This window comes from Rhodospirillales bacterium RIFCSPLOWO2_02_FULL_58_16, from assembly GCA_001830425.1.
Taxonomy (GTDB): domain Bacteria; phylum Pseudomonadota; class Alphaproteobacteria; order Rhodospirillales; family 2-02-FULL-58-16; genus 2-02-FULL-58-16.
This window is the reverse complement of the sequence record MIAA01000047.1, coordinates 5,703-18,545: the sequence shown is the minus strand read 5'-3', so window position 1 is coordinate 18,545 and position 12,843 is coordinate 5,703. Positions and strand designations below refer to the sequence as shown.

At 54.5% G+C, this 12,843-nt stretch carries 15 protein-coding genes, 1 tRNA gene and 1 pseudogene (1 of these 17 cut by a window edge); 4 read left to right on the top strand and 13 right to left on the bottom strand.

The genetic code is table 11. From position 1 onward, the window contains the following. Positions 1-177 precede the first annotated feature (177 nt). Positions 178-981: a hypothetical protein gene (locus tag A3H92_09975; protein OHC73646.1), complete on the top strand. Its 804-nt coding sequence runs from the start codon at positions 178-180 to the stop codon at positions 979-981. Between the two features lie 155 nt (positions 982-1,136). On the opposite strand, the gene A3H92_09970 is transcribed toward A3H92_09975, so the two are convergent. Both A3H92_09970 and A3H92_09965 read right to left on the bottom strand, forming a co-directional pair. Beyond that, positions 1,137-3,332, bottom strand: coding sequence for a hypothetical protein (locus A3H92_09970; GenBank protein OHC73645.1), 2,196 nt, complete (start codon positions 3,330-3,332; stop codon positions 1,137-1,139). A 14-nt stretch (positions 3,333-3,346) separates the two neighbouring features. Then, on the bottom strand, positions 3,347-3,604 hold the full coding sequence (locus tag A3H92_09965; protein OHC73644.1) for a hypothetical protein: 258 nt from the start codon (positions 3,602-3,604) through the stop codon (positions 3,347-3,349). Between the two features lie 230 nt (positions 3,605-3,834). On the opposite strand from A3H92_09965, the gene A3H92_09960 reads away from it, so the two are divergent. Next, positions 3,835-4,050 carry a hypothetical protein gene (locus A3H92_09960; protein OHC73643.1) on the top strand — a complete coding sequence of 72 codons (216 nt, stop codon included), beginning with the start codon at positions 3,835-3,837 and terminating at the stop codon, positions 4,048-4,050. Positions 4,051-4,095: 45 nt separating this feature from the next. Here A3H92_09960 and A3H92_09955 read toward each other — a convergent pair whose 3' ends face one another. Further along, positions 4,096-4,275 carry a DUF1192 domain-containing protein gene (locus A3H92_09955; protein ID OHC73642.1) on the bottom strand — a complete coding sequence of 60 codons (180 nt, stop codon included), beginning with the start codon at positions 4,273-4,275 and terminating at the stop codon, positions 4,096-4,098. Between the two features lie 161 nt (positions 4,276-4,436). On the opposite strand from A3H92_09955, the gene A3H92_09950 reads away from it, so the two are divergent. After that, the gene (locus tag A3H92_09950) at positions 4,437-5,075 is read left to right on the top strand and encodes a cytoplasmic protein (GenBank protein ID OHC73641.1); all 639 of its coding nucleotides are present in this window, start codon (positions 4,437-4,439) and stop codon (positions 5,073-5,075) included. A 149-nt stretch (positions 5,076-5,224) separates the two neighbouring features. Continuing rightward, positions 5,225-5,581, top strand: a complete 357-nt coding sequence (locus A3H92_09945) for a molecular chaperone DnaK (protein ID OHC73640.1) — start codon at positions 5,225-5,227, stop codon at positions 5,579-5,581. A 2-nt stretch (positions 5,582-5,583) separates the two neighbouring features. Here A3H92_09945 and A3H92_09940 read toward each other — a convergent pair whose 3' ends face one another. The 10 genes and pseudogenes from A3H92_09940 to A3H92_09895 form a co-directional block, all read right to left on the bottom strand. Beyond that, complete coding sequence (locus A3H92_09940; GenBank protein OHC73639.1) at positions 5,584-5,964, bottom strand: hypothetical protein; 381 nt, start codon at positions 5,962-5,964, stop codon at positions 5,584-5,586. Between the two features lie 52 nt (positions 5,965-6,016). Next, positions 6,017-6,694, bottom strand: coding sequence for a hypothetical protein (locus A3H92_09935; GenBank protein OHC73638.1), 678 nt, complete (start codon positions 6,692-6,694; stop codon positions 6,017-6,019). A gap of 61 nt (positions 6,695-6,755) precedes the next feature. Then, positions 6,756-7,055 (bottom strand): hypothetical protein, encoded by a 300-nt coding sequence (locus A3H92_09930; protein OHC73648.1) that lies wholly within the window; start codon positions 7,053-7,055, stop codon positions 6,756-6,758. A gap of 147 nt (positions 7,056-7,202) precedes the next feature. Continuing rightward, the gene (locus A3H92_09925) at positions 7,203-7,562 is read right to left on the bottom strand and encodes a hypothetical protein (protein OHC73637.1); all 360 of its coding nucleotides are present in this window, start codon (positions 7,560-7,562) and stop codon (positions 7,203-7,205) included. A 54-nt stretch (positions 7,563-7,616) separates the two neighbouring features. Further along, positions 7,617-7,692: transfer RNA gene (locus A3H92_09920), tRNA-Lys, on the bottom strand. A gap of 66 nt (positions 7,693-7,758) precedes the next feature. Next, positions 7,759-8,922 carry a rod shape-determining protein RodA gene (locus tag A3H92_09915; protein ID OHC73636.1) on the bottom strand — a complete coding sequence of 388 codons (1,164 nt, stop codon included), beginning with the start codon at positions 8,920-8,922 and terminating at the stop codon, positions 7,759-7,761. Between the two features lie 3 nt (positions 8,923-8,925). Next, positions 8,926-10,803, bottom strand: coding sequence for a penicillin-binding protein 2 (locus tag A3H92_09910; GenBank protein OHC73635.1), 1,878 nt, complete (start codon positions 10,801-10,803; stop codon positions 8,926-8,928). Between the two features lies 1 nt (position 10,804). Then, positions 10,805-11,320, bottom strand: a complete 516-nt coding sequence (locus A3H92_09905) for a rod shape-determining protein MreD (protein OHC73634.1) — start codon at positions 11,318-11,320, stop codon at positions 10,805-10,807. Further along, the gene (locus A3H92_09900) at positions 11,317-12,213 is read right to left on the bottom strand and encodes a rod shape-determining protein MreC (protein ID OHC73647.1); all 897 of its coding nucleotides are present in this window, start codon (positions 12,211-12,213) and stop codon (positions 11,317-11,319) included. Before A3H92_09900 ends, A3H92_09905 begins: the two co-directional genes overlap by 4 nt. Before the next feature lie 103 nt (positions 12,214-12,316). Beyond that, positions 12,317-12,843, bottom strand: a pseudogene (locus A3H92_09895) (rod shape-determining protein); it runs 505 nt beyond the window's last position.

Below are 12,843 nucleotides of genomic sequence, written 5' to 3'. Positions count from 1 at the left end.
TAAACCGTCGTCTCGTCGTCATTTTGTATTCCTCCTTTATCCGGTGGAATACACCTTAACACCCTGTCCGATTTTTCAGGACCAGCTCACTATGCGCAAATATCCGGTGATCATGAAATAACGAGTGCCCTTAAAAAGTATGTAAGAGACATTAATCCACTTCTTAATATCGCCTGGATGATCCGGGACGCGATGCCACAAGCCGATTCCATTGACAACTTTATCGATGCCCACCGCGACGACAAGAATATCGCGTTATGCGGCAAGCTCGGAATTATAAGTTCAATCCTAGAGAAAGAAAAAGGAAGCCCCCTTTATATAGGACTCCCAGATGCAGAAAAAATTAAATTCAAAGTATTAGAAGACACATGGTACTCTAATTTCTTTAAACTTTTAATAGAAGGCGTTTCAAAAAATGAAGTTGAACATGCCTTCGAAAATATTTCGTTTATAACTTTTAATTACGACAGATGTATAGAGCACTATTTACTACAAGCCTTAATCAACTACTACGTCTTCAGCGAAAGTGAGGCGCAGAGATTGGTCAATGGCATCCCTATTCTCCACCCATACGGACGTGTTGGCCGTCTTCCATGGCAATCGGGGAATAGCATAAGCGTCCTGTTCGGTGGCGTAGCTGACATTCTGTCTATCGTCGATCAAATCAAAACATTTACCGAACAAATAGAAGATCAAGAAGCTATATCTGAAATTCGCAATAAGGTGTTGCGTGCGGAAACCATTGTGTTCCTGGGCTTTGCATTTCACCGCCAAAATATGGAACTCATTGCGCCAGGGGGAACCAGTAACGCCAAACGTGTCTTCGCGACGGCCTTCGGTATCTCTGATCAAGATTGTCTGGTGGTAAAAAATGATATCATCAAATTTTTTAAGCTCAATAATGCTAATATTGAACTACGGAACCATCTGAAATGTGCTCCATTTCTTTCTCAATATCAGCGCTCTTTGTCGCAAGCATAATACTGGTCATGCGCCGGGGGAAGGTCGTCGAGCAAGGTCCGGCTGACGATATTTTTTCCGACCCGAAAGAACCCTACACGCGGGCTTTGATGGCCGCCGCTTTCGAGATGAAAGCCGACGAAAGCGGCGTGGTCAGCGTTTAGAGCGGTTCTTTTTTACAGCGCCGACGACGATCTTTTTCGTTTAACGATATCATCGATGGCGTTGACGAAAACAGTTGCCGACGCCTCCGCGTCAAACAGGAAGGCAAACGCCAGCGCCGAGGAAACTTCACCGGCTTTTCGGCGGAAATCCTTGTCCGACGCCAGTCTGACCGCCGTTTCTATATAGTCATTCCTGTCGGTAAATGAAAAATAGCCGCCGTCTCCGGTGATTTCGTCGAACTTCCTTTTTTGCTCTTCGCCGAACCATCCTTTTCTGGCCGGTTCGAAAATGTATTGCTTGAGATTGTGAATCTTTTCCATTGAGACGATAGGCTTGCCGATTGACATCGCTTCGCCGGCGGAAAGCCCGTTGCCGACGGGAAAGGTGTCGAGAAAGACGTCAATTATCCCGTGGCAGACTCTCGGATTGGCCCAGCCGATGAAGATGCACCGATCAAGAATTCCATATTCCTTCATCATCCTTACCACGCCGTGGGGCTTGTATGTCCCGGTCCAGATGTAAACGGATTGCGGTGCCCGGTTAAGGATTTCCGCCAGGGCCGAAATGAATTCTTCGTCGTCTATTTTGAAAGACTGGCACAATGTCCCGAAGGCGAAGTGGTCGCCTACGACCTCTTTACGCATCGCTTTTACATCTTTCTCGTCGGCGGCGTTGAGGGGGGCGAAAATCAGCCTGTACCAATGCCAGGAGCGGCCTTCCCGTTGCTTGATGAATGAGGCGTCGGGGATGCATGAAAGCAGGGCGTCCATATTGCCGAACTGCGGCCAGTCGTATCCCATTGCCCAGAAAATCTGTATCGGCGCCACGCGGATATGACTGAACAGGGATTCAAGAATAACGTCGCCACGGAAAAACAAGGCGATCCCGATTTGCCGCGCCGCAAACTCCAGCCTCAGATGCACGGCTTTCGAGACAAAAGGATCAATGCCCGGCAGTTTTTTACAATCGCCGTCATCTATCCAGCGGACGGTCACGCCTTGCTTGCTGAAATAATCAACCAGGCTTTCTTCCGGGCATCCGTACGGGCTGTAGAGGTAAAACCGGAACTTTCCCGGAAAATGCCTGATAAGCCCGTTGATCATAAGCAGCGCGATTTGCATGGGCGCTCCCCAGTCCAGGCGCGCGGTCGAAACGAAGGCGATGTTATGCTCATCGCCATTCTGCAAATCGGCCAAAGGGAGGTTGCCGCTGACGGCGCCGAAGGACGCCGCCGCCTTTTCCAGGGCGGGAAAGTAATCGTAAAGAATGCTTTTTTCGTGCTCCTCGGTATGAGGGGAAAGAGCGCAACGCGCCGTTATCTTTGACAAAGCCTGCGCCTTGCAGAAGTCGCCGCCGTCGAGGGCATAGCGGATACCCGGCAACAGCCAATCATTATACAGTTTTTCATTCCATTCCGGCGGCGAACCGAGCGTCAGATGCAACAGAGGGGGAAATAACCCGATTTCTTCCATGCCCGAACTGTCCGGGGCCAGGAAGCTCCGCCATTCGTCCTCGTCGATATCCCTGTAAACCCCGGAGCAATAGAGCAGCCGCCCAAGCGCCGTCATGACCTCAAGGTTATCAATGATAACGCCGATATGCTTGAAGAACCCGCAAAGAGCGGTCGTCCGCCCGCTGATCAGGCTTTCCATAAACAGCAGCCCCAGAGAGCGCTGAACGACGGCCAAGGGGCCTGTTTGGTCTTTTTCTTCGGCCATTGCTCCGCGCAGGCGCTCGATCAGCCCCTTGATCTTTCGCCCGTCCGCCGAACCTGATGTCAGGGGAGGCGCCGCCCCCATCCATAACGGCAAAAGCTCCAGCGCCGAAGGGAAAAAACTGCCGTCGTTCGCCGATTGCCAAAGCGTCCGGGCGAGAAAATATGGGTCGGGAGTTTTCCCGCCCTTCGGCAATAGTTCTTCAAGACGCCGTGACGCGCCACGGGCCTCGGGGGTGAATCTTAAGGTAAAAAAACGATGGAGGAACCCGGCGGACGGATCATCCTGCGCCGTTGACAAACGCTTTAGAACGTCGCCGACCCAGCTCCAATAGGACCCATAGCCGGCTTCTCTTGCCATGCTTTCCGCAGCGGCCCCGCTTCCCTCCCCGATAGCGGCCAAGCGATCAATGAAATTCGCGTCCACCGTGATGTAAACGGCGGAAACCACCAGTGATTTCCATTCCACGGCTAAAGAAGCGCCGTTACGCATTTTGAGTCTGGAGCCTAAATGGTCGGCTTGAAATTACGACCGGCGCCGGAGGTATCTTTTTTCTTCGTCTTGGCTTCCACGGGCTGACCGACCTCCGCTTTTTCTTTATTACCCGTGAGCTTGTTTTGAGCTTCCATGGCCTGATAGTGGGCTTTCAACAGCGCCGAGTTATGAGAAATCTTGCGATGCATCCTGACGCCGGAGATAATAATCAAGACGACAATTATCAATGCCAGAGCCGCAAACATGCCAAGGATCAGATTCGAACCCATACTCCCCCCTGTTTTTAAGCGTCAGGCGAACCACGGCGCCGATTATAGCGTATCAATAACATCGATTGCCAGAGAAAGCGCACATTCACCCGCACAGCGGAATAATAGTTTATTTAATATTAGCAAGCTACTTTTGGAAGATTGACATAAATCGAAAAATACTTAAGAATATTGCTAGCGTATCGCTCCAAATGGGAGCCTCTTGTAATAAGCAGGATAGAACTATTGTAATGAGCGATTTAAAATACGGCATAGCTTATAAAACAGAATTATCAATCAAGGAAATTGAAGATTGGATGGAACACAACTGCTCGGGAAATTGGGATGTCCGTCTGGCCGACCTTGATGACAGTGAACCGGCTCGCATGAAAAAGAAGGTTGAATTATTTTTTGAAATAGCCGAGGACAAGGAAAATTTCAAATCGAATTTTTCCAAACGTAAGTAGTGGTTGCCTGCAAAATCGGAGAACGGGAGCAAAGAAACGCGCCGCTTATTTGAAAAAAGAATCGGCCGCGCTTTTTGCTTTCTCCTTGGCGATAACGGCGCTTTGAACACGGGCAATCTCGGCTTTCAATTCATCAATGTACTCGCCCAGGGCCTCGATTGACATGATGTCCAGGTTCTTTAACGGCGGCTTTTTGTTAATCGGCTCCAAGTCGTCAATATTCATAGGAATCCTCCTCTTTCCCGACGATATTGCCGCATTATGCCGATAAATCAAATTTCCAAATCAGCCGTTGTGCTTGCCCGCTGATGAAAATGTCTCTAAGTTTTCCGGCTAAGTGCGCGCCTCGTGTCGCGCCTCATGTATTTTGGAATGGGAAATTAGTGATGTCGCTGCCTTTAATGCCCAAGGCGACAGCCGTTTGGCTTGTCGATAATACCACCCTTACCTTCGATCAAATATCCGCTTTCTGCGGCATGCACCCTCTTGAGGTGCAGACCATCGCCGACAAGGAATTGTCCGTCGGCATGCGGGGAATGAACCCTATACTCAACGGTGAATTGACCCAGGCCGAGATCGACCGCTGCGCCGCCGACCCCGCGCAACGGCTGGTAAGGGCCAAGCCCGGCGTCTCCATGCCCAAAGCCAAGAAAAAAGGAGCGCGCTACACCCCGGTGTCAAAACGCCAGGACAGGCCGGACGCCATCGCCTGGGTTCTGAAGAACTACCCCGAAGTGAGCGACGCCCAGGTGTCTAAACTGATCGGCACCACCAAGCTTACCATCAACTCGATACGCACCAAATCCCATTGGAACATGGCCCAGATCAAACCGCGCAACCCGATTTCCCTCGGCCTGTGCACCGCCGAGACCTTTGAAAAGATGCTCAACGTCGCCCGCGCCCGCGCCGGCATTGTCCACGGCAAAGCAGCCGCCCAAAAAGCACCCGACGGTGAAGCCGCCCCCGCTGACGAGGCCGCCGCTTCGCAAGCCGTAACCCCTGCCGACGATAAAATTTTATCCTGATTTTTTTGATCTGTGACTTCGATCACATACGGCGAAAGGCAAACATGAGAACCTGATTATATCATTTTTAGGACGCCCCTCCCAAAAATGATGCACTACGGATCCCCCGTTTTCCTTGTGGAAACGGGGGATTTTTTAGGATTAACCCCATGACCGAACGCAAGACCAAACGCAAGAATATCAGCACCGTCGCCTTTAAAAAACGCCTTGAAGCCCTGCGCGACGAACTCAAACGCCTCGCCCTGACCAGCGAGGATGAACGAAAGCCCGTCGAACTGGACCAATCAACCGTCGGACGACTATCCAGAATGGACGCCCTTCAGGCGCAAGCCATGGCGCTGGAAATCGGGCGGCGGCGCGAAATTGAACTCGGACGCATCGACGCGGCCCTGCGGCGCATTGAGAAAGGGGACTTCGGCTACTGCATCAACTGTGGGGAAATCATTGCGGCCAAACGCCTGAAACTGGACCCGACGGTTCCCATCTGTATCGACTGCGCCGAATAAACTCACTCCGCCAGACGCCTTATCGGATTGAACGCCTTGGGGAAAGCCATGAAGAAAATCCATAAGGCGATCGGCACGGTGAAATAAAAGAACATGAATATCCTCGTTTTATCTATGAGGAAGATCATGGCGTCCCGATCAGAGAGAATCTTGTTCTCGCACTCCGGATCGGAGCCGACCTTGCCCTCATCTCCCGCGTAGCACTGAAAGGCGAATGTTGGGGCCAGGGCCTCTACAAGGTCAGGCGTCCTCATTTCCTCTGCCGTGGGAGCCGAATAAGGCCCCAGCGAGACATAAAAAACCGTCGCCAAACACGCCGTCCATAAGGCGAAGGCGATGATTCCCAGCTTCATGTAATCCAGCTTGAAACTATTTTTTAACATTTATTTCCTTATCTTTACCCCAAAACACACAGCGACATTTTATCTCGGACGTTCAGGCGTTATGACGCCACCATTTCTTGTCATTGATGGAAAATACCGGCTGATAGTGCCGGATGGTTTGAGCTTCGACAACCTGTTTAATCTGATTGTCGAGGACGTAGACCTTGTTATCCAGAAAAACGACAAGAATGGCGTGACCGACCTTCAGGTTCAGGTCCTTGACCGCCACCACGCGGATTTGATCCTGTTTGAAGCCCAGAACCTTTAACGACATATACTTGGAAATGGCGTAGTCCTCGCAATCGCCGAAGCGGGCCATGAACTCGCCGGGCGAGGCCCAATAATCCTTTTCCCCCCAGTTGGTCTCATCGGCTATGTACTTGGCCTTGTTCATGACGCGGTTGACCTCGTTGATCTGGGTCATCTGGTCCTTGCCGCGAATGCTTTCAAGGAAAACTTCCCATTCCTGGAAATGGCACTTGTTGAGCTTGGCGGTCTTGCAGTCCCCTTTATTCTTTTCCGCAACTTCCTTTGAGTAGCGTTCCAGGGCCTCGTTCCACTTCTTGAACGGCTCCAGATTGGCGGAAGGCGTTTCTTTGCTGTTGAAGAAGCTGGGAGACGAATCTTCGGCGATTGCCGCCTGATCGCCGCCGATCATCAGCAATGCCGACATAAGCGCAACAACCGCCGACCATATGCAACGGCGGGATTTTATACATTCTTTCGGCATGATCAGCGACCCGGAAAGCCTGTTGAAAGGCGATTATACCGTTTTCACGGGACCGGAGCACCTAAAGAAGACTCGGTTTGGGAAAGCAGGGACCGGCGGGAGGTTTCTCAAGGATGACAATATCCTCGTCAAAGCCGTAGTTGAGCATCATGCGGGCGCGTTCCTCAAGCATGTCGGGATCGATATTATCGCCGCGCAGCAGTTTAACCCGATGCTCGAAGACCTGGCGGCGAGCCGTGCTCTCGGCGAGGACGGCCCTTGCCTCCGTAACCCGCCGGTCAAGCTGAAGCATGGCAAGCAGACCACGATCGCCGTTGATGGCGTGATAGGCGAAATAGACGACGACGCAAATGCCGGTCACCGGACCAATAACATAGCGCGCCCGCGCAAGAAACTCAGAAAACATGCCCATGGTTCCGTGGTAATCAGAAGTTAATTAAACCACAGTCCCACCCCGCAATTATTGTCGCGCAGAAACATTAACAAGAAGTTACCGCGCCGCCGGAGTTCAGGCCCGGATCGGTCCCTTGAACACAAAGAACGCTCCGGCGCAGATCAGGGAAAAGCCGACGGCGTGGTTCATGTTGAGCCGTTCTCCCAGATACAAGACCGAGAACGCCGCGAAAACCGAGAGCGTGATGACTTCCTGGATGGTCTTTAGTTCGGCCAGCGAATAGGCGGCATAACCGATGCGGTTGGCCGGAACCGCCAGACCGTATTCGAAGAGGGCGATGAACCAGCTTGCCGCCACCACCAGCCAAAGCGACTGGTCGGTGAATTTCAGGTGCCCGTACCAGGCAAAGGTCATGAACACATTTGAGGCTATCAACAGAATGATCGGGGCTATGGTCGGCGAGAAAATGAACATTTGTTTCTACCCATAATTCCTTTTCCGCCACCGGCGCCGGAGGCCGTCGGGAGGTGGTGGGCGCACCAGGACTCGAACCTGGGACCCGCTGATTAAGAGTCAGCTGCTCTGCCAACTGAGCTATGCGCCCCCTGAAGGGGACGCAGCCTTAGCAAAGTCGCGGACGTTTGTCGATATGTTCGTGAGAGGGGAAACTTTAAAGTTCTTCTCCGGCGCCGCGTCGTCCGATCTGAACATCCCTGTGCACATACACATTAAGCAAAAGTCCGAAACCGAAAAGCAGCGACAACATCGCCGTTCCACCGTACGAGATCAGCGGCAGCGGCACCCCCACTACCGGGATCAAGCCCATTACCATGGCGATATTGATGAACACATAAAGGAAAAAGGTAGTAGTCACTCCAAGGCCGACGAGGCGGCCGAACTGGCTGCGGCAACGCAGTGAAATAGCAAAGCCGTACACCAGAATCATGGTGTACAGGCAGAGAAGGGCCAAGCCGCCGATCAGGCCGAATTCCTCGGCGAGCATGGTGAAAATGAAGTCAGTCTGTTTCTCCGGCAGGAAATTCAGGTGGCTTTGGCTTCCCATCATGAACCCCTTGCCGAAGATGCCTCCCGAACCGAGAGCGATTTTCGATTGGATAATGTGATAACCGGACCCCAACGGATCGCTTTCCGGATCAAGGAACGTCAATATCCGCTTTTTCTGGTAGTCCCTGAGAAAGTGCCAGATCACCGGCGCCGCGCCGATGGCGGTCAGCGCCAGGAGTCCGAACTTCCATAATCTCACCCCGGCCATAAAGAAAATCGAGGCGCCGGCGATAATCAGCATCAGCGCAGTACCCAGGTCCGGCTGACGCAACACCAAAACCGAGGGTATGGCCAACAGCACAAGCGGAGGAATCAGGGACAGAGAACGACTGATGTCATCAATGCTGCTGCCGTGAAAATAACGGGCCAGCGTCAGCACCATGACGATCTTCATCAACTCTGACGGTTGCAGATTGATGAATCCGAAATCGATCCAGCGTTGCGCTCCCATCCCCACCGATCCGCTGAACTCGACGGCCACCAGCAACAGCAGCGTCAGCACATAAAAAGCATACGCATAACGCAGCCACAGGCGAATGTCGGTCAGCGCCACCATCAGCATCAGCACCATGCCGACCCCGAAGCGCATCATCTGGCGCGAAGCCCAGGGATCGATATTGCCGGTTCCGGCCGTCCCGCCGCCTGCGGAATAAAGCATGGCGAAGCCGACGCCGGCGGTGGCGCAGACAAGCAGAACAAAAATCCACTGAATCTGCCATAGTTTCTGCATAAGCGTCAGTTCGGTTCGATGCAGGCCGTGTTCTTCCATTGCCTATGCCCCGCTACCCACGGCTTCGCCGGCCGGTTGCTCCACTCCGCGACCGGCCGAGTTGCGAACCTGGGCTTCGATCAGGACATCGCGGCCGATGGGCGCCGCCACCTTCGAGCCGCCGCCGCCGTGTTCCACCACCACGGACACCGCATAACGGGGAGCTTTCAGCGGCGCATAACCGACGAACAGCGCATGGTCCCTTTCCTTCCAGGGCAGGTCTTCATTCTTGCGTACGCCTTGTTCACGTTCGGCGCTGGAAATACGGCGGACCTGAACGGTGCCGGTCTTGCCACCCATTTCGTAGCCGGGCCTGTCGATGCGCGCATTAAAGGCGGTGCCTCTGGGATCGTTGACGACAGATTCCATTCCGTCGCGGATCAGCGCCACATGCGCCGGAGACAAATCCATGCTCACTTGCGAAACAGGATTGTTATTAATCACGGCGCCGGAGGTTTTAACGCTGCCGGTCAGGTGCGGCACAACCGCGAAACCGCCGTTAACCAGACGCGCCGTCATCACCGCCAGTTGCAGGGGAGTCGCCAGCATGTATCCCTGGCCGATTCCGGCAATCATGGTCTCGCCCGACTGCCAGGGTATGCCCATAACGGCGCGCTTCCAGTCATGAGTCGGCATCAATCCCGGCTGCTCGCCGGGTAAATCAATTCCCGACAACTGCCCCATCCCCAGACGCTTGGCCATGGCCGAGATGCGGTTGATTCCGGTGCGCAGCGCCGTATCGTAGAAGAAAACGTCACAGGATTCGGTAATGCCCTTATCCAGATCGACGACGCCGTGGCCGCCCTTTTTCCAGCAGTGGAACTTGGCGTCTCCCAGTTCGATGTAGCCACGGCAGAAAACCTCGCTTTTGGGAGTGATGACTCCCTTATCCAGCGCCGCCAGCGCCACCACCATCTTGAATGTGGAGCCTGGAGAATAATTGCCGCTGATCGACTTGTTGGTCAGCGGCGACCTGACGTCGGAAACCATATCTTTCCATTGATCGGAACTTAGGCCTTTATTGAAGGCGTTGGGGTCAAAGCCGGGCGTCGAGGCCATGGCCAGGATGTCGCCGTTATGCACGTCAATGACGACCACCGCCGCGCTTTCATCGCCCAGCCGCCGGCTGACCATTTGTTGCAGACCCAGATCAATGGTCAGGCTGACCTCGGCGCCGGGCTGACCATCCTGGCGGGAAAGCTCGCGGATCACCCTTCCCAGCGCGTTGACTTCCACCTGGGAACTGCCGCCCGTGCCGCGCAACGCTAGATCATGGATTTTCTCAATGCCTGATTTACCGATGCGAAAGCCCGGCAATTCCAGCAACGGATCATTACCTGTTTCATTCTCGGAAACGGCGGCCACATACCCCAGAATATGAGCGGTATCAACGGCATGGGGGTGGTGCCGGCTCTGTCCGACGTCGATGGTGATTCCGGGAAGGTCCGGCGAGTTGACCTCGATGCTGGCCACTTCATCCCAATTCAGGTTCTCGCGCAGGGTGACCGGAACGAAACTGCGCTGGCGCCGGATATCGCGCATAATTCGCCGACGCTCACCGGGGCCGATGCTGATGATCGAGCCGAGAACGTCCAGCATCGCCTCGGCGTCCTTGACGTCCTCGGCATTCAGGACCACGCGGTAATTGCGCTGATTGACCGCCATCGGCTCGCCGTAACGGTCAACGATGCGTCCACGCGGCGGCGGCAACAGCCTCAGATTGATGCGGTTATCCTCGGCCAGCGTCGCATAGCGCTCGGACTCTATCGCCTGCAGGTAATACATGCGCCCGACCAACGCCGACAACAGCGCCAGCTTGCCGCCCGCCAGCATGAAGGCGCGTCGGTTGAAAAGTTTATGGCGATCACTGTCTCTCAGCATTTTAGTCTTGCTTAAGAAAGGTTTGCTGCCAACGCAGGAACACCCAGGCAACCGGCGGGAAACAGCCCAGCGTCACCAGATACTGGAAGAATGCCGCGTCGGGAGTAACCGGCGTCATGTTGTAAATCGAGATCAATATCCAGCTTGCCAGAGCCGCGCCTCCCGCCACCAGGGCGAAACCCAGCCACACGACGGCAAAAGACTTGCCGGCGAAAAACCGTTGTTGCGAGCGCACAACGCCATGGACGCCGAGAAACACAACCGCGCTGATTCCGATCGGTATGCCGGTCAGGATATCCTGCAATATCCCGATGATGAAGACCGCATAGGCCGGCATCAACTCCGGCCGGTTTATGGTCCAGTGATGGATGGCCATCAGCGGCAGCAGCGGAATCACCCTGGCATATCCGGGAACGTAAAACGGCACGACGCCGGCCAAAACCAGGATCAATGTCAGTCCGAAAGGCGTTAACCGGCGCGCCCAGACATCCAGGCGATGCCAGAACGAAGGCCTCATGGCGTCTTCTTCTCGCCTCCGGCGTCCTTGACTCGAATCTCGGCGGCGGGCGCCGGCGACGGCTCTATTTTAACACCGCTTCCAAAATCGACTATGCGGACATATTCAAGGTGGCTGCGAGTCATAAAAGTCTGGATTTCTATGCCGTTATCGCTGACCGAAGCGACCACGCCGATCGGCAGCCCCGGAGGAAACACGCCGCCGTGACCCGATGTGATGATGCGCTGGCCGGGCGATACTTCTACGCCTTGCGGCAAATGGATCAGTCGCGGACGCTCCGTGTTGTTGCCGGCCATGATGGCGCGGGTGCGCGTTTGTTCAATCAACACCGGGATATGCGAGTTAAGATCGGTAATCAGCAACACCCACGATGAACGGCCGCCGACGCCGGCGATGCGGCCGACCAGCCCCTCGCCGGTAATCACCGGCTGATCTTTCTTTATTCCGCCCGGTTCGCCGACATTGATCAGCAGATTATGCGCGAAGACGCCGCCTGTGTCGGCGACAACCCGGGCGGTCACATAGCCGGCGAGAGGATCGGGGGTAAATTTGAGAAGATCGCGCAAGGCGTTGTTTTCCGCCTCCAGACGACGGGCGGCGGTCTGCCATTGCAAAAGACGCCGGTTGTCCTCATGCAATTGCATGTTTTGAGACCTTATGTCGGCCAGTTCGTTAATCTGGCTGACTATATCGGTGATCGTGGCGACGGGGCGTGAAGCGGCGTCAAGGATGGGGGCGACGGCATCGGTCACCTGAACGCGGAAGCGTTCCATCAGCACCAGATCGGCTTTGCCCAGCAGCATCAGGGCGAACGCAAACACGACCAATCCGGCGTAGGAAAACCTGCGGGCCAGATTTTTGATCGGAGCCGCAACGCGCGGGACCGGGCGCAGCCGTTCGTTCAATCCGCCCTCCTGAAAATAAATCGGGCAGGTAATCCGACGTTGTACAGAGTATTTATAGCAGTCATTTCTTAATTAAAGTTACCAATAAAAGTTAATACATGCTTGTCAGAACATGCTTTAACTTCTTCATTTCTTCCAGGGCGCGTCCGGTGCCGAGCACGACGCATGACAGGGGGTCGTCAGCGATAGAGACCGGCAATCCGGTGGCGTGCCTCAGCACATAGTCGATGTTGCTGAGCAGGGCGCCGCCGCCGGTAAGCACAATGCCTTTGTCAACGATATCGGCGGCCAGTTCGGGCGCGGTGTGTTCAAGGGCAACCTTGACCGCCTCAACGATGGCGCCTACCGGCTCGGCCAGACTTTCGGCGATCTGACGCTCGCTGATAATCAGTTCCTTGGGTACGCCGTTCATCAGGTCGCGGCCCTTGATTTCCATGGTCCTGCCTTCCCCTTCTTCCGGGGGACAGGCGGAGCCTATTTCTTCCTTGATGCGTTCGGCGCTGCTTTCGCCGACCAGGAGGTTATGGTTACGGCGGATGTAGCCGATAATGGCCTCGTCCATCTTGTCGCCGCCGACCCTTACCGAGCGGGCGACGACAATGCCGCCGAGACTCAGCA